The following is a 26,260-nucleotide window of genomic DNA, read 5'->3' on the forward strand; positions in this document are numbered from 1 at the left end:
TTTTAAACAGACTCATCCTCGTCTCGCTCAAAGGATAAGTACCGCTGAATATAATAAGACCTGCCTAATAACAAGATTATTAATGGTATTAAAGAATAATGAATATTCTGAGGTAAAAAGGCCCAGGTAATTAGTAATACAAGGTTTACTAAGCAGGAGGCTTGAAAATAGATTCTCAGAAAATCAGGAATATTTTTCTTTAGTAAAAACAGGGCTAATGGGAAATGCAATGGAATAGCCCATAGCAAGTTGAAATTTCTGGCAGCCGCATGATGATCAGTTGCCACCCATAATATAAGTAGTAACCACCCTACCAGGCCAATGACAGAAAATAGAATAACATCAAACAAGAAATAGCCTTTGTCTTTGCGATAGCCTATGACGGATATGATTATGCCAGCTAATAATAATAAGCCAAAGACAATTAATGGAGTTATAGTGCTTGCCTGATCCTCCTGTGGCTGGGCTTTATTAGTAACAATGGTCTTTTTTACCAAAGGCTCCAGCCTGCCATTTTTCATTATGGAGGCATGGTTAAAACCTTGCTCAATATAGTCAGGCAAAAACATATACATTTCAGGGGTAGCTACGGAATCCATAGGTAGACCGAGGCAAATGTCTATACCTAACTCACCCCATGGTTGCTGCTCCAGGTAAATGTGTGTGAGATCTCTGATAGTATAATCTGTACTGATATATGAGCCATCAAATTGAAGATCATCTTTAAAAGTAGCTTTTAAGGCATCCCTGACTTTAGTAGCACAGTTGTTATAAAAATAATCATAGTAGTAATACTGATTTTCAGGCTTAGCGTTCCATTGGAGGTAGTCGAATAGCTTTTGCTTTTGTTCTTGGTCCAGATTTAAAATTTGTTCATGAATAAAGCGATTGTAATAGACGTAAGCATATTTAAAGTTGCGATACTCTTGTACTGCTAATTTATAGTTGAGGTATCCACGGGCAAAGTTGAGGTAGAAATTGGGTTGATCAAAATCAAAAATTCCATAATTATACACCATGTCATACCCTTTCATAGGATCATGTACTCTTATGGCACTGTGCCCGAAGGCGGAGTATAATTCTCCTTGATAAGGGCCACAGGTGAGTACCCTTATTTCGGCATATTTAGAAAGCGTGCGTTTCTGCGCAAAGCATAAGGTGGGTAGGAGTAATATAAGTATTAAAAACTTTTTCATTTCAGGCAGCCGTTGATTATAACTATCGTCTTTGGTGGTTATAGGTTAATGTTGGCGTAATGCGTGAGCTCACTTTTATTTTAACAAAGCTAAAATTGCTCACATAATAATATCATCATTACTACTAATCTAGAAGATTCTGCTATTGAAGAGGTGTTACAAAGGAAAAAAATATCAAAACCAGCTAATAATATTTCATCGGCGCAGGGTTGGCAAATGTTAATTTTATAGAGCGATGTAATCTCGGTTTTTAAAGCTAGCGTACTTTTGGTAATTTCGATCGGTGAATTCGAATGTAACAGATGGTCTGAATTTTCTCTCTAAATTTAGTTTTAAGAGAGCATGGAATGCAGGAAGGGTGGTGCGGAGCTACATTGTTTCTCGCTGGCTGGGAGGTTCATCTATAAAAGGAATGCCTATAAGCATTTCAATAGAACCTACTACCTCGTGTAATCTTCGGTGCCCGGAGTGCCCTAGTGGTTTACGGTCATTTACCAGGCCTACCGGTATGTTACCCAATGATTTATTTAAAAAAGTAATTGATGAACTGCAAGACACACTGGTTTATCTGCTTTTTTACTTTCAAGGGGAGCCCTATCTGCATAAGAGCTTTTTAGACCTGGTCAAATATGCATCTGATAGAAAAATTTATACTGCTACCTCTACTAATGCCCATTATCTTAATGATGAAATGGCTAGAAAGACCGTAGAGTCAGGGCTGGATCGGCTTATTGTTTCAATAGATGGAACTACTCAGGAGACCTATCAATCTTATAGGGTAGGCGGAAGATTACATAAAGTGATAGAAGGTACAAAAAATATTGTGCGCTGGAAGAAGGAGTTAAATTCTAAAACGCCACATGTTATTTTTCAATTTTTGGTAGTCAGGCCTAATGAGCATCAGATAGAAGATGTGAAAAAAATGGCGGCTGATCTGGGCGTGGATGAGGTAGGCTTTAAAACTGCACAAATTTATGACTATGAAAATGGCTCAGATCTTATACCCACTATAGATAAGTATTCCCGTTATAAGAACAATGGAGATGGCACTTACTCTATAAAAAATAAATTATTGGATCATTGTTGGAAGATGTGGCACAGTAGTGTTATCACGTGGGACGGAAAAGTGATTCCTTGTTGTTTTGATAAGGATGCACATTACCGAATGGGGGATTTACAGCAGTTTTCATTTAAAGAAGTGTGGGAAGGGGATACCTATCGAAAATTCAGACAGGCCATTGTTAAATCAAGAAGTAAGATTGAAATGTGTCAAAACTGTACAGAAGGCACTAAAGTTTGGGCCTGATATTCTCCTGCTAAGAACGATCTGCCTGGTTCATTAAAGGGTTACCTGATTACTGTTTTTCTGTATAGTAAAGGTAGGTATGGAGTTTGTTATACACTCTCAAAATTTTTAAACGTACGGTTATGATAAAAAAACTTGGCTTTTTTAGTTTGTCTGTGGTTTTGCTTTTTACTATTTCTTCATGCGAAGATTTGGACGATGCATTAGGAACCAACTTAAGTGAAAGTGAAATAGTAGCGGGCCTTAAAGAGGCCTTAGTAGTGGGTACTGATACCTCTACTTCTATTTTAGGGGCTACAAATGGTTACTTAGAAGATGCCGCTGTTAAAATATTATTACCTGAAGAGGCTCAGCCTATTTTAGATAATATGGAGAAGTTAGGGATCACTTCGCTTATTCAGCCAATAATAGATCAGACTGTTACCAGTATGAACCGTGCTGCTGAGGAGTCAGCTGCTCTTGACTCTACAAAAACTATTTTTAAAGATGCTATTACCACTATGAGTATTGCAGATGGCTATACCATACTTACTGGTTCTGATTCTGCAGCTACAGTTTATTTGAAGGGCAGAACGTACTCTCGTCTGCTTACTAATTTTAGTGGAATTATTTCGCCTGTATTAAATAAGAACTTAATTAGTGGCGTAGACCTATCTACCGAAGAGTTATACACTAAGCTGATAAACACCTATAACGATGGTGTAAGCATATATAACCTGGCCTATACTTTTAATCCTGATAAACAATTGGATAAGATTACTTCTAATAGTTTAGCCGAGCATGCTACTGGTAAAGCTTTGGATGGTTTATTTTTGAAAGTTTCTGAAGAAGAGAAGGCTATCAGAGAAGATCCTATTGCTCGTGTTACTTCCCTTTTAGAAAGAGTGTTTGGAAGTGTAGATTAAAATTAAAGAGCTTGATATGAAAAATCCCTTTCTCAATAAGAAAGGGATTTTTTTATGGTCTTTATTTAAAAGCAGTTAATTTTTGTGTTGAACATTTTTTAAATGTTGAATGCCTGATGATGATTCACATCCGCAACCTTTAGAGCAGCCGGCATCACCTTTAAAGTGTTTATAAACCAAGTTCAGTAAATATATGATGGCTCCTAAAAATAAGAGGCCTATTATTATCTGTTGTACCATACTTTGCTAACGAATTAGATTTAGAATAGGTTTCTATGCATCCCAATGTTTTCGGATTACTTCTAGCAGGCTATCATTAAGCTTACCTGTGGCGCATATTTCTCTGCCAAAAATATAATCATCTTCTCCTTTAAAGTCAGTTACTTTACCACCGGCCTGCTGTACTATAAACGCCCCTGCAGCTACGTCCCAGGCATTCAGGTTATATTCAAAAAAGCCCTGAAATCTACCGCAGGCTACATAAGCAAGGTCTACTGCAGCACTTCCCATTCGGCGTAAGCCATGCGTGCTTTGCATAAGCTCGTCTAGTATTTTGAGGTACTTATTCATATCCTCAAAGTTATAGTACGGGAAACCTGTTGCCAGCAGGCTGTCTTTTAACTGACCTATGGGAGAAACTGAAATCTCCTCATCATTACAATAGGCCTTTTCTCCTTTTACCGAATAAAAGCATTCGTCTTTATTAATTTCATATACGAACCCCATTACTATTTTGCCATGCTGCTTGAGAGCTAGGCTTATAGCGAAAATAGGCAACCCGTGCGTGAAGTTGGTGGTGCCATCAAGAGGATCAATTATCCAGTTGAATTCTTCTTTTCTCTCTGTTTCTGTACCTTCTTCTGTAATGAAACCGGCCTCTGGAAGTATATTTTTACAGCCAGCAACTAATTTTTTCTCGGCCTCTTTATCTACGTATGATACCAGATCATTGAAGCCTTTGTGTTCTATATCAGATAATTTGAAGTTTTTACTTTCTTCTCTAATGAAAGTACCCACTTCCATTACCAGTGCCTTGGTAGGTTGGATTAGAGTTTTTAAGTCAGTCATTTTTTTGTTTTTCTTTGTACGAATCCATAGCAAATCATCAAAATACTTACCCACACCGCATTTTTACCCAAGTATTCACCGCTACCCGTGAGCTGTTTAGAGGCGGCTTCCATAGAAATGAGATCTATTGGGATTATAGCTTCAGATGAAATATTCATAGCGAAAGGAATAACCACAATTACAAGGGTGTATATGATGCTTAGCCAGCGAATTTTAGAATTAAATATGGCCAGATCTTTAAACAGAGCAAAATAAAAAAGAATGTTTACAAGAATAATCCAGAAGGAGACACCTTGCAAGCCAGTGTATAAGTCCCAGGAAATAAGATAAGTGTCATGGCTAAAAACAGCTCCCAGAAAGTAATTGGCAAAAGTAGGGATGTATCTATATAGCAGATATTCTATCGCCAGCCAATAAATAAGTATTGTAAACAAGCCAATTCTATTTTTTGCATACTTATTGGTGAATAGATAGATCAAAAACGATAAAGAGATGGCTATGCCGAAAAGGGCTCCCTGCATAAAGTGAACAGGTTCCGGTGTGCTGAATGAAAGCCCCCATGAGCCAAATCCCAGAGCGAGAATGGCTAGAATATACCCGTAGTTTTTTAGTTGAGAGCGTTCGCTGCCAGTTTTATTAAATTCATTAAATATGGCAAAGAGAGGGGATAAGCCTAAGAGTATTAAGAAGGAAAAAGTGTTAAAAACAGCACTAATAACTAATAATGAAAGCGATAATAGGGCTAGCAGCCAGAGTCTTGTGTTAGGGTTTTCCATCTATAATAATCACTATTTCACCTTTTACAGGTTTTTGAGAAAAATGCGTTTTTAATTCTGCTAAGCTGCCATTGGCAGTTTCCTCATGGAGCTTAGTGAGCTCTCTTGATACTGAAGCTTGCCTCTCTTCCCCCATGTGTTCAGCCAGTTGGTCCAGCGTTTTTAATAAACGGTGAGGAGATTCATAAAGAATAATGGTTCTAGATTCGGTTGCCAGAAATTCTAGTCTGGTTTTCCTGCCTTTTTTGTGTGGTAAAAAGCCTTCGAAAACAAACTTATCAGAAGGAAGGCCTGATTTTACTAAAGCAGGTACAAAAGCAGTAGCACCTGGCAGACATTCCAGTTCTATCTCTGCTTTAAGGCACTCCCGAACTAATAAAAAGCCAGGGTCTGAAATAGAAGGGGTGCCGGCATCTGTTATGAGTGCCATTACCTCTCCATTATTAAGTCTCTTTACTAACTGATCTACCGTTTTGTGTTCATTGAAAATATGATAACTCTGTAACGGTTTAGAGATATCGTAGTGCTTTAGCAATTTACCTGAAGTACGAGTGTCTTCGGCCAAGATTACATCTACTGAATTGAGTATTTTTACTGCTCTGAAAGTGAAATCATCCAGATTGCCGATAGGAGTGGGTACAAGGTATAATTGCGTAGTATTTTCTTTCACTTACTTAAGCTAGTTTATCAATTTCTTCAGCCAGGTCGTGGTCTTTTTGCGTTACCTTATCCCCGGCATCATGTGTATTTAGCTCAAAGCTAACAGTATTATAGATATTAGACCAGTTTGGATGATGATTCATTTTCTCTGCTACTATTGCCACCTGGGTCATAAAACCAAAAGCCTCTTTAAAATCTTTAAATTCAAAGGTCTTTTTTAGCTTATTATCTTCTTCTTTCCACATAATTTTAAGGTTTAGTTGCTGTAATCATATATTGATAGGGCAGGCTTTCATTATCATTTTTTATATCTGTAAAACCTGCCGCTTTCAGTTCATTAGCTACTTCGGCTGGGCTAACTTTATTTATTTCTTGCGGACCAACAGGTAAATCGCCCTGTTTATAGTCTACAATCAGAATGGTTCCATTAGTAGTAATGGCATTTAAAATTTTCTTCAGGTAATTTGTTCTATCACCAAGAAAATAATAAGTATTCACCACCAATGCGCCGTCTACTTCACCGGCCTCAAGTAATGGGTCATTCTCAGCCGAAATACGAGTGCTGATTCTTGATCTTTGTTCTCTGGGTAATTCTGCTTTATGCTCATCAATATAACTAAGGAAACGCTCATCAATGTCTACAGCAATTACTTCAGCACCTTGATCTGCCATTCTAAAAGTGAAGTACCCAGTTCCTGCACCTATGTCAGCAATGGTTTTTCCTTTTAAAGGGAGTAATTTATTGAGAACCATTTGAGGGTTTTGCCAATTACCCCTATCTGGGGCTTCATAATTTTGCACCAGACTTTCAAACGGATGTCCTTCATCTTCATCTGATGAATCTGCTATAATCACTTGCTGTACTGCTTCCTTTTTATCCTGTGGCTGACAGGCATAAATAACCAAGGGTAATGCGCAGATCAAAAACCGTATACTCACATACATATTAACAGACAACGAGGGCTGATGTTACAGCGCTATAATTCCTTCTATTTGGTTAGCTTTAATGTAATACTCTATGATGCTGTCGCTGGAGGGCATCATCATTTCTACGGTAATGCTTATATAATTTCCGTTGCTAGAGGCCTTTTCTTTAATTTCATGCTTAGTAAAAAGCCCTTTTAGTTCGGCTTCCTTGCCTTTAGGAGCTATAAACTTGAATATATATAGTGCAGGGAATTCGTATTCTTTATCTAGCTTGTCTTTAAATAACTCTATTGTTCCTTCTTGCATAATTGAAAATTGCTTTTGCCTTTAAATAAGAAAAGCGGGGCTTAAGTTCCCCGCTTTTCTTATTCTATAGTTGAAATGTTTTTAATAGAACTTATATCTATAATCTTCTATGTCAGCATCTTCTTTAATAGCCTCACCTATGTTGAAGGCGGTTCTACTTTGATTACGCTGCTCTATTTGGGCTTTATATGAAGAGTAATCAGCAATTTCTGGTGCAACAGTTTTGTTTTGCATTGTAACTATTAACACTCCATTTTCAACCTTAAGTGGTTCTGATGTTTCTCCGTTATTCAGAGCAAATGCTTTACCTACCGCTACAGGATCAAAACCTACGTTAGGGATTGAGTTAGAGCTAAGTTTAAGGTTACTTGTTGAATAAACATTAGCATCTTCTCCGAAAGAAGAAGCTTTTTCATCTAAGTTACCAGAAAGACCGCTTAGCTTTTGGATGATCTGATCTCCTTTTTTCTGCTTTTTCACTTCAGCAGTGATTTCAGTTTTTACATCAGCAAGATCTTTATAACCTTCTTCTGTTTCTGCTGTCATTACAGCTACTACGTAGTCTTCATCTAGTTCAAAAACTTTAGATACATCTCCTTTAGAAGCATCTCTAAACAACCATTGCACTATTTCTCTTGCTTCGCCAAGTACTCCTATGCGGCTATCATTTGGCCCTAGTTGGTTAGCAGGTGTAACTCTTAATCCTTTTTCTTCTGCAGAAGCATCAAATGAACTAAGGTCAGAAACTTCATTCGCAAAAATATCAGCTTTACTGAAGGCAGCATTTCTGGTGTCATCACTAGCGATTACACTTCTGTCAATTCTTGCGATTTTGTAAGCCTGGTTGGTTTTAGCTTCATCTACTTTAATGATATGGTAACCATATTTAGTTTTCACTAAGTGATTTATCAGTCCTGCTTCATTTGCAGAGAAAACAGCTTCTTCAAACTCTGGTACCATTCTTCCTGATTCGAACCATCCTAGGTCTCCACCTCTGCTGGCACTGCCATCTTCACTGTTTTCTCTGGCTAGAGTAGCGAAGTTAGCACCTCCTTTAAGTTCGTTTAATAAGTCTTGTGCCTTTTGCTTGGCTTCGTCATCATCTCCTTTTATAAGTATGTGGCTAGCCTTGGCATATGATACAGTATCTTGATAAACATCAGATACTTTGTAAAGAACATAACCATCGTTAGTAAGGTATGGTCCTCTTACATCTCCTATAGTTAGGTTTCCTTCGTTAGCCTGAAGTTCCTGAGGTAAAATTCCTGAGTGGTAAGATCCAAAGAAAGTATCTCCATCAGTGCTGGTGCCTGCAAAAAGAGAATCGTTTTTGCTGGCTTTAAATTCTTCTTTTAATTTCAGCATATCTTCTTTTACGAAGGCAGAATCTTCTGCAGAGGGCACAATAGGGAATGTTACGTATTTTAAGCTTCTGGTGTGCTCTGATTTATATTTCTCCTTGTTCTTGTTATAGTAATCTTGCAGATCACTATCAGAAACATTCACAGCAGAATCACTAATTGCATAGTAAGGAACGTATAAATATTTTATTTCAGCTACATCATTTTGCGCATGATACTCCATTTCGGCTTCAGCATCTGTAATGTAGTTAGTTTTTATGATCAGGTTTTCAAACTTAACCCTTTCTCTACCTGGTCTTAGGTTTTGTTTTAAGATAGCCCAGTAATTTTGATACATAGCTGGTTGCTGATCTATATTTTGGTAGAAGTTAAGGAACAACTGTCTGTCAAATTCTCCTGTTTCAGGATTAGTGAAGAAGTTAGCTACGTTAGGGTCCTGGTTTTTACCTTGGATCATATCCCAAACTTCGTCGCTGGTTACTTCAGAGCCTACTTCATCATACTGCTTTTGGAAAGCATATTTATTGATGAGAAGTTGCCATGCCTGATTTCTTAAAAGAGGACGATCACGATCTGATGGCTGGCGATTATATTGAATAGAGTATTCGGCTTCGCGCTGCTGCACCAGACTTTGGAATTCCTTGAGGTCGACATTCTCCCCAGCGATTTCGCCGATTTGATTATCGTTTCCAAAGAGACCTGATTGGTTGCTAGCAAAGTCTGCCAGGATAAAGGCTACGATAGCGAAGGATATTAGAAATACCACTACCTTCCCCATTTTGTTTCTCAGAGTGTTGATTAATGCCATTTTGTGTATAATACGTTCATTTTAAAAGAGGCGCAAATTTACATAGTATCCAACTAAAATCAAACTACGTTTTTTGCTCCATATTATTTATTTTCAGAGTCTTTAATATCTAATGTAAGTTTTACGATCTCAATTCGTATATCATTAGTAGATTGAATAGAAAAATTAAAAGGAGGAAGAGTAATAGAATCACCTGGTTGAGGCAGATCTTCAGTAATAGATAGAATGAGTCCGCCCAGAGTTTCATAGTCTCCTGTAGGTAAGTTCCACTCATATTTATCATTGAGGTAATCTATCTCATGGCGAGCGCTTAAGAGGTAATTATTGTCATCAAGCTGCTGTTCTACCCAGTCTTCATCGTCATGTTCATCTTGGATTTCTCCGAAAATTTCTTCTATAATGTCTTCTATACTTACTATACCAGATGTGCCTCCAAACTCATCTACTACTAATGCTAGGCTCTTGCGTTCATTAATAAACTGAATCATGAGTTCATTGGCCAGCATGGTTTCTGGTACTATCAATATAGGTGTAAGAATATCTTTAATATTTTTAGGTTTTTTGAATAACTCAAGTGAATGGCAGTAGCCAATTACATTATCTATAGAGTCTTCATAAACTAATATTTTTGAATGGCCGCTGTCAATAAACGCTTTTTTCAGGTCGGCCAGTGCATCTTCTATGTCTACTGCTATGATTTCCGTTCGGGGTATCATACATTCTCTGATGCGGATATTTTTAAATTCGAGAGCGTTATTAAATATTTTTGTATCTACCTCTACGTTGGTGTCTTCATCGGAGAGGATGGTATTTTTGATATAGTTATCAAGGTCTGTGAGGCGAAATGCCGGCCTGTCTTCAGAATATTCCAGCCCCATGACTTTAGTAATGATCACTTTTGAGAGTGAAACTATAGCCCATACCACCGGGCCCATGATCCAGTAGATAATGTACATGGGGAAGGCGAAAATGGTGAGCATCCAGTTAGGGTTAATCAGGAATATGCTCTTCGGTAGAAATTCGGCAGTAAGTAATACAATCAGGGTAGAGGCTACCGTTTGTACGATCAGTACCGACAGTTCATTGTATATTACTTCTGGCAGGGCCTCCCTTATAAAAGGATCTAACAGCTTGGCCATAAATATACCGTAGATAACCAGTGCGATAGTATTACCTATAAGCGTAGTGCCTATGAATCTGCTGGAGTTGTTTAGAAATTTCCCTAAAATCTTGCCTGTTCTATAACCTTTTTTGCCTTGTAGCTCTATATGAAGCTTGTCTGCCGAAACAAAGGCAATCTCTATACCTGAGAAGAAGGCAGAGAATAGTAAGGTGAGAGCGATGGGAATAAGAACGGATAGGTCCATGTATTAGTTAGAAGTATTGTCTTTCTTGTTCTTGTCTTTTAAAAGTTTATATAAAAATAAAAGACTTAAACATAACATAAAAATCCAGTAAGACGCCATCAGTCCCACAGTCATGAGCTGGTGTATGCCTATAATGAAAAAAGCTACGCTTAAAGAAAATATAATTATAGGAGAAAGTTTATTCATTATCGTCTACAGAAAATATTCCTTCGGGTTTTAATATTTGATATTCAGAAAAATCCTGCTTGGCGTCCAAGCCGGTGCCGTATACTGTTTGATCTGGCAGTTTTATGGTTACAAATTTATCGGTATACATCTTTTCTTCATCAGGCTTCCAGAATAATTCTTCAGTATTTAGTTCTTGTTGGTTTTCAATGTTCTTTAACTGAACGTCTCCACGGCCTCTCCATTTATTTTCTTCTTTGAAATAAACAGCTTCATTGGCCTTTAGAGTAGAAGAAAGCTGTCCTTCTTCATCATAAAATTCCATATATAATCCTTCAGGAAATTCTCTGTTGCCATTAGCAAATTCTAGTAGCCGGTCTGTGATGAGCTTTACTTTTAAGGTAGCAGACTCATTATAGAATAGCTCCAGGTCTTCGGCCTCCTGAATAGGGCCTTCGTAAGGCTTTATTTCAGTTACTTTTTTTTCAGAATCTCCACAGGAGAGTAAAAGTAAACTAAAAAGGATTAGAATTAAAGAGGGTAGATGTCTCATGGCTATATAAAAACATGGGCCATGAAACATAAATTCATGGCCCATGTACAAATTATATGATCAATGTATTAATCTCTGCTTCTAATAGTAGTTGATCTGCCCCAGCAATCAACAGTGATTTTCTGACCTTTTTCATGGTTGAAAGTAAATATCTCTTCAGTAGAAGGGAATTGTTCTTTCATAGAGTTCATCATTCTGGAGTTACCAGCTTGAGAGAAAAAGTCATAAGCTAAAAGGAATACTCCTCTATCTTCTACAGGGTCTTTACCTTTTTTACAGCTGTTATAGCTTTGAGAGATAGCATAACCCATAGCATTATAAGCATCCTTATTGTTAGGATCTACAGATAAAGCTTTTTGGTAAAGTTCTAAAGCTGCTCCGCCACTTCTTAATGAACCTAACTGTATGTACATGTCAGATTTTTGAGAAGGATCTTCTGTAAGAGAAAGAGCCATGTTAAAGTACTTTTCAGCTTTAGCTTTATCAGTGTCTTTAAATTTAATACCCAGGTTTTTAGCCAGTCCGTAGTTAGGCTCTTTTTCCTGAATTACTTGTCCTGCTTCTAACCAAAGAGGGTCATCAGTACATTTACCATTAAGCATAAAGGCAAATATCTTTTTAGCCAATTTAAGGTCTGTAGGATTTTCTTTAAACTTAGGAGCCAGGTTAGTTTTAACGAAGTCACAGTCCACATCGATAATGCTTACTAACAACCCATCGATTTTACTTTTGTAATCTTCTAGTTTTTCAACATACTTACCTCCTTCATTGATTTGGTAATCTACAGCTTCCATGATTTTATCATAGCGCTCTAAAATTTCCATGTCAGTCAGGTTATCTAAGTATTTTTTGTTATAAACCACAGCACTCATATAAGGTACGTGCATGTAGTAAGGAATGCTGGTACCATTAAGGTCATAAGCTTTGTCAAAATGCTCTAGCACTTCTTTAAGTTTATCCTTTTGTCTGATGTTATAAACGTAAAACTGGTAAGCTTTTCTGGCTGTTACTTCAGCTTCTTCTCCACAGTTTTCTATTCTCATATCATATATGAGCATAAGCGAGTCTACTAGCGCTGCTTTTCTGGTTTCATCATCAGTAGCGTCTATAAGACCTTTATATATTTTTTCTCCATTGATATAAATGGAAGTGTTTAGTTTAGGTGCATTTTGCAATAACCACAAATGCGGCTTTTGAGCAGCTGCAAAGTTGTCATTTCTAACTGCGTCGGTGTAAAGTACGTTTTTTTCTTCTGCTGTTGCTTTGTCTTCTGGCCAGTTCCAGTCATTACATTGCGCCTGAAGCATGTAGGTCTGTAAACAAATAGCCGCTAACAAAAAGATGCGCTTCATTATTTTACTTTTCATCATTCTTAAAAATTATTACTTAATCATATTTTCTTTTGATAAACCACTGGTCGTTAAAGTTAAAGCCCAGGGTAACCTGGTAGTAGTCTTCTTCTATAGTGTTATCACTAATGCTTCCTCTTTTACCCACTTTAAAGGCAAAATCTAGACTTGACAAGCGGCCTACTGGTAATGACCAGCCAAAATTGATGCCAAGATCTGTTACTTGCTCTCCGGTTTCAGGATTAGGAAGTACATAAGGTGTATTTTCATAACTCAAACCTAAGCGATAAGTCACCCTTTTGAGATAACTATTTACAGAAGCATAATCTGGAGTAAATTCCCCTCCTACAGCTACGCGATAGGAGTTTTTCATTCCATCATCACTACCACTGAAGTTTCTAAAATCTGACCACTGTTGTAGTTTTACGTCTACTCCTGCAGTCCATTTATAACCATTGGTAAATGAAAAACCAGCGGTTAACGCCTGAGGAAGCACAATTTCGCCACGTTCATAGGATAATGTGTCTGCTATTGCGGCTTGATTCCCCACCAGTTGTTCAGTCGCAATGTACCTTTTTGCCTTTACATTTGCTTTTAAATCGTAAGTTATTCCTGCGTTGAACCTAATTCTGTTATTAAAAATGGAGTCTTTTCTAAATGCAACACCACCGCTAAACATAAAATCAGAAACACTGGTACGAGTTAAAAGGTTTGGCGTGTAAGAAACTCCGTCAGAAAAACCTTCAATAGTATTGTTTAATTCACGTTCAATACTACTGAAAAGGTATGTAATTTTTAAGCCTACACTAAAGTTCTTGTTTAAAGCTACACCGTTAGACCAATAAAGTTGATTAAAGCCGCCACTACCGGTAGAGGTAGTAAGAGCTCTCACGGAGTCGCTGGTATTGGCAACCGAGCTATAGTAGCTGTTAGTGTAATCAACGTTAGAGTAAGGCATTAGGCCAAGAGATGAAGTCCATTTTCCTGGCTTAATAGGTAATGATATTACCAAATAGCTTAAGTTACCTCCAGAATTAGTTTCTGAAGTGGTTTCGTTACTTATCTCCCGGTATTCTCCTAAAAAACCGGCAGTAAAAATAGTGAGTGAGTTATAAGGAAGTAATGCCGGGTTAAGATTATTGATATTCCAAGGGGTACCATTACTCACACCTACACCTCCCATTCCTTTATTATGAATTAACCCCATGTCATTGATATCACCTATTCCGCGAGAAGTGAAAGGAGATTTGGAAGCCTGTCCTATAGCTACAGATGTGAAGAGACACAGAGTAACTACTAATAAAATTCCTGATTTTAGTTTATACATTGTAAAGTAATATCCTGTTTAAGCCCGTTAATACCAATTCAGGGGCTACAAATATGTTAGCTTTGATTCTGTTTTCAAAGAATTTGGCATCTCCACCACACATAATAATCTGCAAATGTGCAAATTTGTCAGTATACATCCGAATTATTCCATCTATTTCGGAGATCATTCCGTTAATTACTCCTGAAAGAATAGATTCTTTGGTGGACTGTCCTATGAGTTCAAAATCGTTAGTAGGTTCTATTAACGGTAGTTTGGCTGTGAAATTATGTAATGATTTGAATCTCATTTTCAAGCCAGGAGAAATGCCCCCGCCGTGGTATACATTTTTAGCATCTATAATATCATAGGTAATGCATGTACCTAAATCTATAACAAGCGTATTTGCATTCGGAAATATGTATTGGCCACCAGCAACTCCCGCCACTCTATCACGCCCCAGTGTTTGAGGAGTTTTATAATCAATGGTAAAGGGAAGAGGTAAATTGTATTCAAGAAAAAAAAATGTCCTTTCTGTGAAAGAAAGTGTATACATCTTCATAACTTCTGCTCACCGTGCTTACAATAATATGCTCAGGGGCAAAGTCTTTTTCAATGGCTTTCAGTTCCTCCTCCTTAAGATTAGAGAACAATTGCTTTTGCTCTGAACCTTCAAAGAGGGCTGCTTTTATAGAAGTGTTGCCGAAGTCAACCGTTAAATTCAATGTGGAAATATTTTAAGTTTCAAACTTACATATTTGATGTGAGATATGAAATCAGCTTATTTCATAATAGGCCTTGAATTAATGTTTAAAAAAGTAAAAGATCTAAATAATGTATATGAATGATATATTAATTATAAATAATAATCTATAATGAACATTATTTTAATTGATTAGTTTTGTAGATGTTGGAAATACTACAAGTATGTCTCAAAACTAATTTTTTTAATGAGTATTGTCATTTTTTGTATACTGAACACTAAGAGTCATCATTTATCTACTTTTAGGCTGGCTAATGAACTTCAGAAGAAGGGGCATGAAGTGGCTTATGTGGGGCCAGATTCTATGAAAAATTTCATTGAAAGTAATAATTTTACTTTTATTGAAAATGATCATAAGTTAATCTCATCTCCCGTAGATGTTCATTTGAAGAGGTCAAAGGAGATTTTTAAGGAGTTTGTGCGAGATTATAAGCACAATGATCCATTTGAGGGTGTCTTCAAAAGGGTTAAGCCTGATCTAATGCTTCTAGATACTTCGTATTTACATTACAATTTTCATGTTAAAAAGCACGGTGTTTCGGTTATGCATGCTCAGACTATGTTGCCTTTAGAGAAACAGAAAAATGTGCCTCCTATTAACTCTGAAGTAGTTCCTAAGAATACATTTTGGTCTAAGATGAAAATAGAAATGCTGTGGCAAAAATATTTTCTAAGGAGGCGCATGAAATTCTTTAGGAATTTAGCGAAGCATAAAACTGATGAATTATTACTTATAAAAGAGAAACTTGCTAATAGCCAGGAGGCAGGGAATCAGGTAATAACAAAAGACCGCTTCTTACATTATGGTTTAAGCAACGTTCCGGAAATAGTTTTTCCTCCTAACGAATTTAATTTCCCATATGAAGCCAAACAAAATCAGTTCTTTCTTGGGTTTAAAGATCAATGGCATTCTGGGTATATTCCTGCTGCCAAGAAAAACTATGATGAGAAAAAAGCACAGGTAGAGGCTAAGCCTATTATTTATTGTTCTTTTGGAACCTTAAGTAAAGGTGATGTTGTATTAGATTTCTTTTATAGATTAATAGATGCATCAGAGAGTTTTCCTGAGTACCATTTTGTGCTTTCAGGGGGTAACATGTACTCTTATTTTTCTAAAGAAAAGCTAGCTAATTTTCCGGAAAATGTATTTCTTTTTGAATTTGTACCTCAGGTGGATATACTGCAACGTACTGCGCTTATGATTACGCATGGAGGCGTAAATAGTGTTATGGAATGCATACTTAATGAGGTGCCCATGCTTGTGGTTCCTTTAGTTGATTGGCTCGATCAGCCAGGAAATGCAGCCAGAGTGCTTTATCATTCGCTAGGATTAAGAGGCAATATTAAAAAGGAAACTGCTGATAGCTTGAGGATGAAAATGAGAGCAATACTGGAAGATGGTGATTGTAGAGTCAATATTAGAAACATGAAAAACAGAATATTGTCGTCTCCTTCTTATGAGCAAACCGTAGATTATATAACTTCTCAGATTAAAGCCTAAATTCGTGCATTCATCAAATTGAAAATTTGTATTTAATATAAGAGTGGATACTAATTTTCTTAAATGAAGCGTGAATGAAAGCAAAAACTGAATTTAAAGTAATTGGCCTCATGTCAGGCACATCGCTTGATGGTCTGGATATAGCCTACTGTCACTTCACAAAGGACTCAGCATGGAGTTTTTCTTTAGAGAAGGCTACAATGGTTAAATACCCGGAGAAAATACTTAAAACGTTAGTCGGTAGTACTCAACTTTCTGCTGTTGAACTCCAGGAACTCGATCATTCTTTGGGGGAGTACATTGGTAGTGTAGTTAAAGATTTTATTGATGCGGAAAGTTTGAAGGTTGATTTTATAGCTTCGCATGGACATACTGTCTTTCATCAGCCAGATAAGAATTTTACTACTCAAATAGGTAATGGTAATGATATCAGTGCAGTGACCCAGCTGCCTGTTATTTATGATTTCCGGTCGATGGATGTGGCTTTGGGAGGGCAGGGTGCGCCTTTAGTGCCTATTGGAGATAAGCTTCTCTTTCATGACTATGAATATTGCCTCAACTTGGGAGGTATTGCCAATATCTCTTTTGAAAAACAAGGAAAGCGTATCGCTTTTGATATTTCTCCTTGTAATATGATTCTAAACTACCTGGCTAATAAACTAGATCTTGAATATGATGATAGAGGAAAGTTAGCTGAGGAGGGAATGCTAATACCTGAATTATTAGAAAAATTTAATGTCTTAAATTATTATACGCAGCCATGGCCCAAGTCATTGGGTTATGAATGGGTAGAGAAGGAGTTTTTTCCATTTCTGGATTCCCCTTCCTATGCTATTAAAGATTTAATGCGTACCTGTGTGGAGCATACAGCTATTCAAATAGTGAATGTGATTAAAGATTCTGGAGGTAGCGGTAAAATTTTAATTACCGGAGGCGGTGCATTTAATGATTTTCTTATAAGTAGAATGAGAGATTTGATCGGTAGTAATCATACCCTGCTAGTGCCTGGGGCTACCCTTGTTTCATTTAAAGAAGCCGTAGTATTTGCTTTTTTGGGGGTGCTGAATGTGAATGGCGAAAATAATTGTCTTGCTAGTGTTACAGGAGCCAGCTCTGATTCATGTGGAGGAGTTAAAGTAGGGTTTTGAGAAAATCTTTTTTGGTAAGTTTGTCAGTTTAAAAAACATCACATTTTATATAAATGAAGAAACTACAAGAGAAATTTGAAAATAAAAGACCAGAAATAGTATTTGAATGGAGCGATAGTGAGACTGATGCCGAAGGATGGGTTGTAATCAATTCACTTCGCGGAGGAGCTGCCGGAGGAGGTACACGTATGAGAAAGGGCCTCGATAAAGATGAGGTGATTTCATTGGCAAAGACCATGGAAGTGAAGTTCACCGTTTCCGGTCCACCCATTGGAGGCGCTAAGTCAGGTATTAATTTCGATCCTAATGACCCTAGAAAACACGAGGTGTTAGAAAGATGGTATGCGGCCGTTAAACCCCTGCTAAAATATTATTATGGAACTGGGGGAGATCTGAATGTAGATGAAATTCATGAGGTGATACCTATTACAGAAGATGTAGGGGTGTGGCATCCGCAAGAAGGTGTTTTTACCGGTCATTTTCAGCCTACAGAAGCACAGATTATCAATCGCATAGGACAGCTGCGCCAAGGGGTGATTAAAGTATTGGAATCAGAAAAGTATTCTCCTTCATTAGTTAAAAAATACACCGTAGCAGATATGATTACGGGTTTCGGAGTATCTGAGGCTGTTCGCCATTATTATACGCTTTGGGGAGGAGATATTACCCAAAAACGAGCTGTAATTCAAGGTTGGGGTAATGTAGGAGCTGCGGCTGGCTTTTATTTGTCACAATTGGGAGTGAAGATTGTCGGAATTATTGATAGAGATGGTGGTGTGATTAATGAAAAAGGCTTTACTCATGAAGAAATTACTTCTTTGTTTTTAAGCAGGAAGGGTAATCAGCTGGTGGCAGATGATATGATTCCTTTTGAAGAGATGAATGAAAAAATATGGGATCTTGAATTCGAAGTGTTTATACCGGCAGCGGCTTCCAGGCTAATAACCAGAGATCAGGTAGAGAGAATGATCAATTCAGGATTAGAAGTTTTTTCTTGCGGAGCAAATGTGCCTTTTGCGGATCCTGAAATATTTTTTGGGCCTACAGGGCTTTATGCAGATAGTAATTTTTCTGTTATTCCAGATTTTATTGCTAACTGTGGTATGGCTCGTGTGTTTGCTTATCTTATGGAGAGTGAAGTGAGTTTGGAAGACGAAGCCATCTTCTCAGACACCTCGGATAAAATTAGGCAAGCTTTAGAGAGAACTTATAATTTAAATTCGAAAAAGACAGAAATTGCCAAAACTTCTTTTGCTTATGCTCTAAGTCTGTTAGTTTAAAGGAACTAAAAATTAGTCTGTAATTAACATGTTAAAAGATGTTAATTTATGGAGATTGCATACCTTTGAGAGGAAGGAATTTAAACGAAATGCCTTCCCACGCAAAACTTATTCTTTGAATTAATAAAAACTTAAATTGGTGAGCAAAGCGCTATTTAAATTATTACTGGTTTTTTCATTACTTACCGCATCCATTTTTTCATATGGCGCGAATGAACCAGTTAGAATCGCAGAAGCAAGTGCTCTTGAAGTAGTTCAGGAAGGAGAGCACGGGCCATCAATAGAGCATTCAGAGGAAGTACATGCCGCAGAACACCATACTCCTCCGGGATGGACGGTGATTCCGTTCGTAGTGTTACTTTTAATGATCGCTACAGGCCCTTTATTTTATGAGCATTTTTGGCATAAAAATTATCCGTTGGTAGCTATAGCTTTAGCTACATTAGTAGTTCTATATTACTTGTTTGGCCTTCATAACGTACATGGGCCTATACATGCTTTAGCAGAGTATGTTCAGTTTATTGCACTTTTAGCATCGTTATATATAGCTTCTGGGGGTATCATGATAGATATCGACAAGAAATCTTCCCCAATTGCTAACGTTTTATTACTCTTCGTAGGAGCCATAGTGGCTAACCTCATCGGTACTACCGGGGCTTCTATGTTATTAGTAAGACCATATATACGTTTAAACAAAACAAGGATAAAGGCCTATCACATTATCTTTTTCATTTTTGCTGTTAGTAATATTGGTGGTTCACTTACTCCTATAGGAGATCCACCACTGTTTTTAGGGTTTTTGAAAGGGATTCCTTTTTTCTGGACTCTTCAACATAACATAGGAGCATGGTTTTTTGCTCTCGCTTTATTGCTAACGGTATTTTATATTTTAGATAAAAGAAACAATTCAAATTATGGACTGGCTGATGAAGAGATCAGCTATACCAATAAAGTGAAGTTAGTAGGATTTAGAAATTTCATATGGCTTGCAGTGGTTATAGGCTCGGTGTTTTTAGATCCTAACGTTATTAGCTGGGTGCCAGCTATTCATTATGATGGACAGAAGTTTTCATTTCTTAGAGAGGCTATAATGCTGGCAGTGGCATATTTTTCTTACAAATTTGCTAATAAAAAGGCCATTGATGGAAATGAGTTTAGCTTTGAGCCTATTAGAGAGGTGGCCTTTATCTTCATAGGTATATTTGGCACCATGATGCCCGCACTTGCTATTGTAAGTGGGTTTGCTGCATCTCCGGAAGGTTCTCAGTTGATCAGTCATAATACTTTGTATTGGGGTACAGGCATGCTCTCAGGTTTTCTTGATAATGCGCCAACCTATCTTAACTTTTTAACTGCAGCCATGGCTTCTCAGGGAGGAGATATTGGGTCAATATCACAGGTGGTTGATTTTGCTAAAGGAGGCGTTTTTCATGATAGTGTCCTGGATCTGAAGGCTATTTCAATAGCAGCAGTGTTCTTTGGAGCATTCACTTACATCGGAAATGGACCTAACTTTATGGTAAAGTCTATTGCTGAGCAAATAGGAATTAAAATGCCAAGTTTCTTTGGCTACATAATAAGATTTTCAATTCCTTTCTTACTTCCGCTCTTAATACTAGTGTGGCTAGTGTTCTTTGCTTTTGTAGGATAAGATTGAGGAGAACAATAACAAAAAAGGCAGCTTATAGCTGCCTTTTTTGTTATTCATGCTTTTAGCTATTAAAATATGGCATTCAGCTTCACTAAAGCATCATTTTTGTGCTTGCTGTCTACCAATATAGAGATGTTATTCTTACTGCCTCCGTAAGAAACCATTCTAATAGTGATATCTTCCAATGAATCAAATATTTTAGTAAGTACACCTTGCTTTTCGGTAATCATACTACCTACTACACAAACAATACTCTGATTATTGTCTACTTCTACATAGCCGAAGTTTTCCAGCTCTTCTACTATTTCATGTAAGTGAGTAAGGTTATCAATAGTAACAGAAACTGCCACTTCAGAAGTAGCAATCATGTCTATTGAAGTTTTATATTTCTCAAATACCTCAAATAGTTTTCTTAAGAAACCATGTGCCAATAGCATTCTGGTCGACTTAATTTTTATAGCAGTGATGCCATCTTTAGCTGCTACGGCTTTAATATCAGCACTACCAGTGGTAGAGTTAATTAATGTGCCATGAGCTTGGTGGTCAATAGTGCTTTTAAGCCTAACCGGTATGCCGTACTTCTGTGCTGGTAATATTGATGATGGGTGCAATATTTTTGCTCCGAAATAAGCAAGCTCTGCCGCTTCATCAAAGCTAAGCTCAGAAATAGGGAAAGTATTGTCTACTATTCTAGGGTCATTATTGTGCATGCCATCTATGTCAGTCCAGATTTGAACTTCCTTGGCCGTGATGGCAGCTCCTACTAATGAAGCCGTATAATCGCTTCCTCCTCGTTGAAGGTTGTCAGTTTTTCCTTCATGGTTTTTGCATATAAAACCCTGAGTGATATATAGTTGCTTTTTATCCTGACCGTCGATAAGGGCTTTTAACCTAGATGAAATAGCTTCTATTTCAGGCTCTGCGTTTTCATCAATAGACATGAAGTCTAATGCAGGTAATAGGCCGCTTTCAATACCTTTCTCCAGTAAATATTGATGAAACAGATTAGTAGACATGATTTCACCAAAGGCCAATAAAGTTTTATTGTTACCCTCGTTAAAATCAGGAATATTGGTTAAAGCATATATGTTTTCAAAGAAACCGTCTATTAGCTCAGTGCCTTTGTTTTTGCTTTCTTCTGTGCTAAATAAGTTGTCAATAAACTCGTCGTAGTGCTTCTTTAGATTATCTACCTTACCCTTGGCCTCCTTTTGCTTCTTGTCTAAAAGTAAGTCTCCAATTTCAACTAGTGAATTTGTAGTGCCGGATACAGCGGATAGAACCACAATTTTAGGCTCGTTATCTGCAGTAATGAGGTCAGCTACTTTGTGCATACGTTCTGGTAATCCTACAGAAGTACCTCCAAATTTGTAGATAATCATTTTATAATCGTTTTAAAATAAGGCCGCAAAATTAGGATGAATTATATTAAAATTCTTGAATAGGAGGCTTTTTTTGATAGAAAATGAGGTGAAGCAAGGCTTTTGCCGAATATGTTTTTATGAATAGGGGAGTAGGAATATTTTATTTTTAGGAAAGAAAGGGTTGAATTTATATATTATTAGGTAGCGTTCAAGTTTGAATTGATATGAAAAAAGCCGCTTCAATTTCTTGAAGCGGCTTTCATGCTTATTTATAAAAGCGGATTATTTTTTTATTGTCGTCCACTTCTTCAAATTCTACATCAGATACATCACTGTCAGATCCACCTGCATTGGCATCAGCACCTGCTTGGCCAGCGCCAGCATCAGCCGCACCTGCATCAGCACCAGGTTGTCCGCCAGTAGCTGCATACATTTCTTGAGCAGCACCTTCCCATGCTTTGTTAAGACCTTCCATTGCTGAGTCTATAGCTGCAAGATCTTGAGATTGATGCGCTTTTTTCAATTCTTCCAGAGCAGAGTTGATTTTACCTTTATTATCTTCAGATAATTTATCTCCGTACTCTTTCAACTGCTTTTCAGTTTGGAAGATTAAAGAATCAGCGGCATTTACTTTATTAATCTTTTCTTTTGCTTCTTTATCAGCATCAGCATTGGCCTGAGCTTCTTGCTTCATCTTTTCGATTTCTTCGTCAGTTAAGCCAGAAGAAGCCTCGATTCTAATTTTTTGCTCTTTGCCTGTTCCTTTATCTTTAGCAGATACGTTCATGATACCGTTAGCATCAATATCGAATGTTACTTCAATTTGAGGAACCCCTCTTGGTGCTGGTGGAATACCATCAAGGTGGAATCTACCAATGGTTCTGTTATCCTTAGCCATTGATCGCTCTCCTTGAAGAACGTGTATTTCTACAGAAGGCTGGCTATCAGCAGCAGTAGAGAATACCTCTGATTTTTTAGTAGGGATAGTAGTGTTCGCTTCGATTAGCGGAGTGAATACACCACCCATAGTTTCTATACCTAATGATAGAGGAGTAACATCTAAAAGAAGTACATCTTTCACATCTCCAGAAAGCACACCACCTTGGATTGAAGCTCCTATAGCTACCACTTCGTCAGGGTTTACTCCTTTAGAAGGCTTTTTACCGAAGAATTTCTCTACTTCTTCCTGAATTTTAGGTATTCTGGTAGAACCACCTACTAAGATAACCTCATCTATGTCAGAAGCACTTAGTCCAGCATCTTTAAGAGCCGTTTTACAAGGATCCATTGATCTTTTGATAAGATCATCGCAAATTTGCTCGAATTTAGATCTGGTTAATTTTCTTACCAAGTGTTTAGGCACACCATCTACAGGCATGATATATGGTAAGTTTATTTCAGTTTCTGTAGAGCTTGATAATTCAATTTTAGCTTTTTCAGCTGCTTCTTTTAATCTTTGAAGAGCCATAGGATCTTTACGAAGATCTATATTCTCATCGCTAAGGAATTCTTCAGCTAACCAGTTTATGATTTTTTGATCGAAATCATCACCACCAAGGTGTACATCACCATTAGTAGATTTTACTTCAAATACACCGTCGCCAAGTTCAAGAATAGAGATATCAAATGTACCACCACCAAGGTCATACACTGCTATTTTCATGTCCTGATCTTTTTTATCAAGACCATAAGCTAATGCAGCAGCGGTAGGCTCATTAATAATTCTTTTTACCTCTAATCCTGCTATTTGACCAGCTTCTTTTGTTGCTTGTCTCTCAGCATCGTTAAAGTAAGCTGGTACAGTAACTACAGCCTCTTTTACTTCAGTACCCAGATAATCTTCTGCAGTAGACTTCATTTTTTGAAGTATCATCGCAGATAACTCTTGAGGAGTATAATTTCTGTCGCCTATTTTTACACGAATAGTGTCGTTGTTTCCTTGCTCTACCACATAAGACATGGCTTTTTTCTCATTGCTAACTTCTGAGAATTTTTTACCCATAAATCTTTTTACAGAGCTTATGGTGTTATGAGGGTTGGTAATAGCTTGTCTCTTTGCAGGATCCCCGATTTTCCGTTCACCTTTACCATCTTCTAGAAAGGCTACAATAGAAGGAGTAGTTCTTCTTCCTTCACTATTGGGGATTACTACCGGCTCGCTACCTTCCATTACAGCCACGCATGAGTTGGTAGTACCTAAGTCAATTCCAATAATTTTTCCCATGATAATTAAGTCCTTATTTATTTAATGAATCGTTTCTAATTTTTTTCGTAATTACAACTTATCAATGGTTGTGCCAAAGCAATGACTCTGACAGTATGGCAGTGGCGGCTGACATAATTGGAATAAAAAAGGGCTGTTTCAAAAAATGTAACTAGACATAAAAGTTACTTTTGAGACAGCCCCTTCTTCAGGTAATATGTACCAGATGAATTAGGAAGGAGAACCTTCTACTCTATATACTCTAATATTTACTGCTCCGGATACATTCAATTCGTGCTCTGTGGAGTTATCTTCTGCAGAAGATGTTAATGTGAAATTAAAACTGAACATACCAGTGCTAGTATCATAATTGTAGTCCGATACTGTGAAAGAGTCATCCGGGTCGTTATCAAAGGAAACCCAGTAAGCTTTAAAGTCATCAGTCTTTACTATGTTGGCAACGTATATTTCTTGTAAAGTAAAACCGGTACTATTAATTAATGTGTCCACTTCAAAACCTATTGAAAGGCCAGAGCCTACTTCAAAAATGGGTATGGTGGGCTCTTTATATCTATAAAATTGTACCCTATCGATTTCATCTACTTCGTCATATGATGCCGTAGAGATTATTCCCATAGTATATTTGTAATCAGCAGTGTCTCTAAATGCCATATCATTAGGTAATGTGCCATCAAAGTATAATACCACATTGCCGTCTTGGGTCAGCTCATCAAAGCCAACGCCATCTTCGCCATCTTGCCCGTCTATTCCATCTGTTCCATCAGCGCCTACAGGGCCAGGGTCCCCGTCATCAGCACAGTTGAAAAGAGAGAACGATACAAGAAGCATACATAATAAGTAATTAATTTTTTTCATAGCCGTATAATTGATTTTCATGAATGATTTGAATAATACCCTGCCTGTTTTCTCGGTTTAGAATAAGTTAGTTATTATTTGATAATAAATTGGTTAACAAATGATTAGCTCTGCATACATGTGATATTTAAATGAAAATATAATGTTTGAGGACTAGCAGAAGACTTTTGAAAAATGAGTTTTTTATTAAAAAATTAATGCGTTGAATAAGATAGAGAAGTTAAACTGCTATATACTTAGTTTAATTAGTTATTAAATGTCATTTGATATTATCAGTTTACGGGAGGTGTACTAAACTGCGGAAGCAGCGAGAGTGTAATGTTTAAAGGGGGAATGAATTATTATGAAATATCAGGTTAGATGGAATAAAAAGGCCGCTTCGAAATTTGTGAAGCGGCCTTAATGCTTTATCTTTTAAGATCGTGCTTTGATTTTCACAAGGTTTGTAAAACAATTATATCTACTACTCCAGAAACCTGAAGATCATTTCCTGTACCATTATTGCTTCCGGCCACATTGAAAGAAAATGTGAAATATAATCTCCCAGTGCTAGGAGTGTAACTGTATTCATCAATCACTAAATCAGTATAACTTGAGGATGAATAGGTGTCATTTAAATCAAATACTTTAAAGTCTGAGGTGACAACATCCTTACGAAAACTGATGGAAAAGTTGGAAAATGTAGGTGTTTCACCATCCTCTACTGTTAGGTATAGAACTGAATATGATTCTTGATATACGTCATCTGGAGCACTTAGGAAGCGTCTAATATTATTATATGTGTAGGTTGATCCTGATACATTAACAATATTATTGGAAGATAGATATTCTACAGGGACAAACTGGAAGAAGGATGTGTCCTGAAAGGCAACATCATCGGCTCTTGTGCCATCTAGGTATATCATAAAACCGCCATATTTAGATATTTCTTCTAGGCCATATCCATCTTGGCCGTCTTGACCATCTACTCCGTCTACGCCATCCACACCATCGGCTCCGTCTGCACCAGCAGGCCCCGGATCCCCGTCTTCAGCGCAGTTCAAAAGAGAGAAGGATAGGAGTAATGCGAATAATAAGTAACTAATTCTTTTCATAGCCATAAAATTGATTTTGATTAATAATTAAAAAATAATACCTGACCTGTTTTTAAAGGCTATGGTCAAATTAGTTATTCTGTTATAATAAATTGATTAACAATCTGTTAACTGTTGATGTGCGTGCGTTTTCTTGAAAAATAGTTTGCTGGAAGTTGATTTTTTGTGTATACTTTATTATGGTATAATATTAATATATTGAGAATTTGGATAGTTAGACATAGCAAATGGGTTGTTAATTATGTGCAATAATGAGTATATATAGTATGCTTAAATTGGCTTGAAATATTTGAAATAGGAATCATGATATTTTCCATATGTGACAAA

25 protein-coding genes are annotated in these 26,260 nt (G+C 37.1%); 6 read left to right on the top strand and 19 right to left on the bottom strand.

Annotated features, from left to right (window positions below; genetic code table 11):
- Positions 1–2: 2 nt before the first annotated feature.
- Complete coding sequence (locus LVD15_RS09620; RefSeq protein WP_233780069.1) at positions 3–1,196, bottom strand: lipoprotein N-acyltransferase Lnb domain-containing protein; 1,194 nt, start codon at positions 1,194–1,196, stop codon at positions 3–5.
- A 283-nt stretch (positions 1,197–1,479) separates the two neighbouring features.
- On the opposite strand from LVD15_RS09620, the gene LVD15_RS09625 reads away from it, so the two are divergent.
- Both LVD15_RS09625 and LVD15_RS09630 read left to right on the top strand, forming a co-directional pair.
- The gene (locus LVD15_RS09625; RefSeq protein WP_233780070.1) at positions 1,480–2,502 is read left to right on the top strand and encodes an SPASM domain-containing protein; all 1,023 of its coding nucleotides are present in this window, start codon (positions 1,480–1,482) and stop codon (positions 2,500–2,502) included.
- 122 nt (positions 2,503–2,624) lie between these two features.
- Positions 2,625–3,407, top strand: a complete 783-nt coding sequence (locus LVD15_RS09630; RefSeq protein WP_233780071.1) for a DUF4197 domain-containing protein — start codon at positions 2,625–2,627, stop codon at positions 3,405–3,407.
- Positions 3,408–3,482: 75 nt separating this feature from the next.
- On the opposite strand, the gene LVD15_RS27410 is transcribed toward LVD15_RS09630, so the two are convergent.
- The 14 genes from LVD15_RS27410 to LVD15_RS09695 form a co-directional block, all read right to left on the bottom strand.
- The gene (locus LVD15_RS27410) at positions 3,483–3,647 is read right to left on the bottom strand and encodes a FeoB-associated Cys-rich membrane protein (protein WP_502798021.1); all 165 of its coding nucleotides are present in this window, start codon (positions 3,645–3,647) and stop codon (positions 3,483–3,485) included.
- 33 nt (positions 3,648–3,680) lie between these two features.
- Entirely contained in the window at positions 3,681–4,475 is a 795-nt protein-coding gene (locus LVD15_RS09635; protein ID WP_233780072.1) for an inositol monophosphatase family protein, read from the bottom strand.
- Positions 4,472–5,251 carry a hypothetical protein gene (locus tag LVD15_RS09640; protein ID WP_233780073.1) on the bottom strand — a complete coding sequence of 260 codons (780 nt, stop codon included), beginning with the start codon at positions 5,249–5,251 and terminating at the stop codon, positions 4,472–4,474. Before LVD15_RS09640 ends, LVD15_RS09635 begins: the two co-directional genes overlap by 4 nt.
- The gene (gene rsmI / locus LVD15_RS09645; RefSeq protein ID WP_233780074.1) at positions 5,238–5,921 is read right to left on the bottom strand and encodes a 16S rRNA (cytidine(1402)-2'-O)-methyltransferase; all 684 of its coding nucleotides are present in this window, start codon (positions 5,919–5,921) and stop codon (positions 5,238–5,240) included. Before rsmI ends, LVD15_RS09640 begins: the two co-directional genes overlap by 14 nt.
- Before the next feature lie 4 nt (positions 5,922–5,925).
- Positions 5,926–6,156 (bottom strand): 4a-hydroxytetrahydrobiopterin dehydratase, encoded by a 231-nt coding sequence (locus LVD15_RS09650; RefSeq protein WP_233780075.1) that lies wholly within the window; start codon positions 6,154–6,156, stop codon positions 5,926–5,928.
- 4 nt (positions 6,157–6,160) lie between these two features.
- Positions 6,161–6,868 (bottom strand): class I SAM-dependent methyltransferase, encoded by a 708-nt coding sequence (locus LVD15_RS09655; RefSeq protein ID WP_233780076.1) that lies wholly within the window; start codon positions 6,866–6,868, stop codon positions 6,161–6,163.
- A gap of 12 nt (positions 6,869–6,880) precedes the next feature.
- A complete protein-coding gene (locus tag LVD15_RS09660) occupies positions 6,881–7,144 on the bottom strand; it encodes a DUF493 family protein (RefSeq protein WP_233780077.1) in 264 nt (87 codons plus the stop codon).
- 81 nt (positions 7,145–7,225) lie between these two features.
- A complete protein-coding gene (locus LVD15_RS09665; RefSeq protein ID WP_233780078.1) occupies positions 7,226–9,313 on the bottom strand; it encodes a peptidylprolyl isomerase in 2,088 nt (695 codons plus the stop codon).
- A gap of 83 nt (positions 9,314–9,396) precedes the next feature.
- A complete protein-coding gene (locus LVD15_RS09670; protein ID WP_233780079.1) occupies positions 9,397–10,680 on the bottom strand; it encodes a hemolysin family protein in 1,284 nt (427 codons plus the stop codon).
- Positions 10,681–10,858: 178 nt separating this feature from the next.
- A complete protein-coding gene (gene lptC / locus LVD15_RS09675; protein WP_233780080.1) occupies positions 10,859–11,398 on the bottom strand; it encodes an LPS export ABC transporter periplasmic protein LptC in 540 nt (179 codons plus the stop codon).
- Positions 11,399–11,466: 68 nt separating this feature from the next.
- Complete coding sequence (locus tag LVD15_RS09680; protein ID WP_233780081.1) at positions 11,467–12,750, bottom strand: tetratricopeptide repeat protein; 1,284 nt, start codon at positions 12,748–12,750, stop codon at positions 11,467–11,469.
- Between the two features lie 34 nt (positions 12,751–12,784).
- Positions 12,785–14,074 (bottom strand): BamG family beta-barrel-assembly machinery protein, encoded by a 1,290-nt coding sequence (gene bamG / locus LVD15_RS09685; protein ID WP_233780082.1) that lies wholly within the window; start codon positions 14,072–14,074, stop codon positions 12,785–12,787.
- Entirely contained in the window at positions 14,067–14,615 is a 549-nt protein-coding gene (locus LVD15_RS09690; RefSeq protein WP_233780083.1) for a type III pantothenate kinase, read from the bottom strand. Before LVD15_RS09690 ends, bamG begins: the two co-directional genes overlap by 8 nt.
- Positions 14,566–14,778, bottom strand: a complete 213-nt coding sequence (locus LVD15_RS09695) for an acetate and sugar kinases/Hsc70/actin family protein (protein ID WP_233780084.1) — start codon at positions 14,776–14,778, stop codon at positions 14,566–14,568. The genes LVD15_RS09690 and LVD15_RS09695 overlap by 50 nt, the downstream gene beginning before the upstream one ends.
- 225 nt (positions 14,779–15,003) lie before the next feature.
- Here LVD15_RS09695 and LVD15_RS09700 point away from each other — a divergent pair, with 225 nt between their 5' ends.
- The 4 genes from LVD15_RS09700 (at position 15,004) to LVD15_RS09715 (ending at position 20,396) form a co-directional block, all read left to right on the top strand.
- Positions 15,004–16,317 carry a nucleotide disphospho-sugar-binding domain-containing protein gene (locus LVD15_RS09700; RefSeq protein WP_233780085.1) on the top strand — a complete coding sequence of 438 codons (1,314 nt, stop codon included), beginning with the start codon at positions 15,004–15,006 and terminating at the stop codon, positions 16,315–16,317.
- Positions 16,318–16,391: 74 nt separating this feature from the next.
- The gene (locus LVD15_RS09705) at positions 16,392–17,465 is read left to right on the top strand and encodes an anhydro-N-acetylmuramic acid kinase (protein WP_233780086.1); all 1,074 of its coding nucleotides are present in this window, start codon (positions 16,392–16,394) and stop codon (positions 17,463–17,465) included.
- 53 nt (positions 17,466–17,518) lie between these two features.
- Positions 17,519–18,745: a Glu/Leu/Phe/Val dehydrogenase dimerization domain-containing protein gene (locus tag LVD15_RS09710; protein ID WP_233780087.1), complete on the top strand. Its 1,227-nt coding sequence runs from the start codon at positions 17,519–17,521 to the stop codon at positions 18,743–18,745.
- A gap of 139 nt (positions 18,746–18,884) precedes the next feature.
- On the top strand, positions 18,885–20,396 hold the full coding sequence (locus LVD15_RS09715) for a sodium:proton antiporter (protein ID WP_233780088.1): 1,512 nt from the start codon (positions 18,885–18,887) through the stop codon (positions 20,394–20,396).
- 68 nt (positions 20,397–20,464) lie between these two features.
- On the opposite strand, the gene LVD15_RS09720 is transcribed toward LVD15_RS09715, so the two are convergent.
- The 4 genes from LVD15_RS09720 to LVD15_RS09735 form a co-directional block, all read right to left on the bottom strand.
- Entirely contained in the window at positions 20,465–21,778 is a 1,314-nt protein-coding gene (locus tag LVD15_RS09720) for an aspartate kinase (protein ID WP_233780089.1), read from the bottom strand.
- 247 nt (positions 21,779–22,025) lie between these two features.
- Positions 22,026–23,984 carry a molecular chaperone DnaK gene (dnaK, locus tag LVD15_RS09725; RefSeq protein ID WP_233780090.1) on the bottom strand — a complete coding sequence of 653 codons (1,959 nt, stop codon included), beginning with the start codon at positions 23,982–23,984 and terminating at the stop codon, positions 22,026–22,028.
- A 210-nt stretch (positions 23,985–24,194) separates the two neighbouring features.
- The gene (locus LVD15_RS09730; RefSeq protein ID WP_233780091.1) at positions 24,195–24,839 is read right to left on the bottom strand and encodes a hypothetical protein; all 645 of its coding nucleotides are present in this window, start codon (positions 24,837–24,839) and stop codon (positions 24,195–24,197) included.
- A gap of 434 nt (positions 24,840–25,273) precedes the next feature.
- A complete protein-coding gene (locus LVD15_RS09735; protein ID WP_233780092.1) occupies positions 25,274–25,933 on the bottom strand; it encodes a hypothetical protein in 660 nt (219 codons plus the stop codon).
- Positions 25,934–26,260 lie beyond the last annotated feature (327 nt).

Source organism: Fulvivirga maritima, from assembly GCF_021389955.1.
Taxonomy (GTDB): domain Bacteria; phylum Bacteroidota; class Bacteroidia; order Cytophagales; family Cyclobacteriaceae; genus Fulvivirga; species Fulvivirga maritima.

Excerpts from the sequence above, each read along its gene's own strand:
- LVD15_RS09620 (WP_233780069.1), bottom strand. The coding sequence starts at position 1,196 with ATGAAAAAGTTTTTAATACTTATATTACTCCTACCCACCTTATGCTTT.
- LVD15_RS09630 (WP_233780071.1), top strand. The coding sequence starts at position 2,625 with ATGATAAAAAAACTTGGCTTTTTTAGTTTGTCTGTGGTTTTGCTTTTT.
- LVD15_RS27410 (WP_502798021.1), bottom strand. The coding sequence starts at position 3,647 with ATGGTACAACAGATAATAATAGGCCTCTTATTTTTAGGAGCCATCATA.
- LVD15_RS09635 (WP_233780072.1), bottom strand. The coding sequence starts at position 4,475 with ATGACTGACTTAAAAACTCTAATCCAACCTACCAAGGCACTGGTAATG.
- LVD15_RS09640 (WP_233780073.1), bottom strand. The coding sequence starts at position 5,251 with ATGGAAAACCCTAACACAAGACTCTGGCTGCTAGCCCTATTATCGCTT.
- LVD15_RS09650 (WP_233780075.1), bottom strand. The coding sequence starts at position 6,156 with ATGTGGAAAGAAGAAGATAATAAGCTAAAAAAGACCTTTGAATTTAAA.
- LVD15_RS09660 (WP_233780077.1), bottom strand. The coding sequence starts at position 7,144 with ATGCAAGAAGGAACAATAGAGTTATTTAAAGACAAGCTAGATAAAGAA.
- LVD15_RS09665 (WP_233780078.1), bottom strand. The coding sequence starts at position 9,313 with ATGGCATTAATCAACACTCTGAGAAACAAAATGGGGAAGGTAGTGGTA.
- LVD15_RS09670 (WP_233780079.1), bottom strand. The coding sequence starts at position 10,680 with ATGGACCTATCCGTTCTTATTCCCATCGCTCTCACCTTACTATTCTCT.
- lptC (WP_233780080.1), bottom strand. The coding sequence starts at position 11,398 with ATGAGACATCTACCCTCTTTAATTCTAATCCTTTTTAGTTTACTTTTA.
- LVD15_RS09680 (WP_233780081.1), bottom strand. The coding sequence starts at position 12,750 with ATGAAGCGCATCTTTTTGTTAGCGGCTATTTGTTTACAGACCTACATG.
- bamG (WP_233780082.1), bottom strand. The coding sequence starts at position 14,074 with ATGTATAAACTAAAATCAGGAATTTTATTAGTAGTTACTCTGTGTCTC.
- LVD15_RS09690 (WP_233780083.1), bottom strand. The coding sequence starts at position 14,615 with ATGAAGATGTATACACTTTCTTTCACAGAAAGGACATTTTTTTTTCTT.
- LVD15_RS09700 (WP_233780085.1), top strand. The coding sequence starts at position 15,004 with ATGAGTATTGTCATTTTTTGTATACTGAACACTAAGAGTCATCATTTA.
- LVD15_RS09705 (WP_233780086.1), top strand. The coding sequence starts at position 16,392 with ATGAAAGCAAAAACTGAATTTAAAGTAATTGGCCTCATGTCAGGCACA.
- LVD15_RS09710 (WP_233780087.1), top strand. The coding sequence starts at position 17,519 with ATGAAGAAACTACAAGAGAAATTTGAAAATAAAAGACCAGAAATAGTA.
- LVD15_RS09720 (WP_233780089.1), bottom strand. The coding sequence starts at position 21,778 with ATGATTATCTACAAATTTGGAGGTACTTCTGTAGGATTACCAGAACGT.
- dnaK (WP_233780090.1), bottom strand. The coding sequence starts at position 23,984 with ATGGGAAAAATTATTGGAATTGACTTAGGTACTACCAACTCATGCGTG.
- LVD15_RS09730 (WP_233780091.1), bottom strand. The coding sequence starts at position 24,839 with ATGAAAAAAATTAATTACTTATTATGTATGCTTCTTGTATCGTTCTCT.
- LVD15_RS09735 (WP_233780092.1), bottom strand. The coding sequence starts at position 25,933 with ATGAAAAGAATTAGTTACTTATTATTCGCATTACTCCTATCCTTCTCT.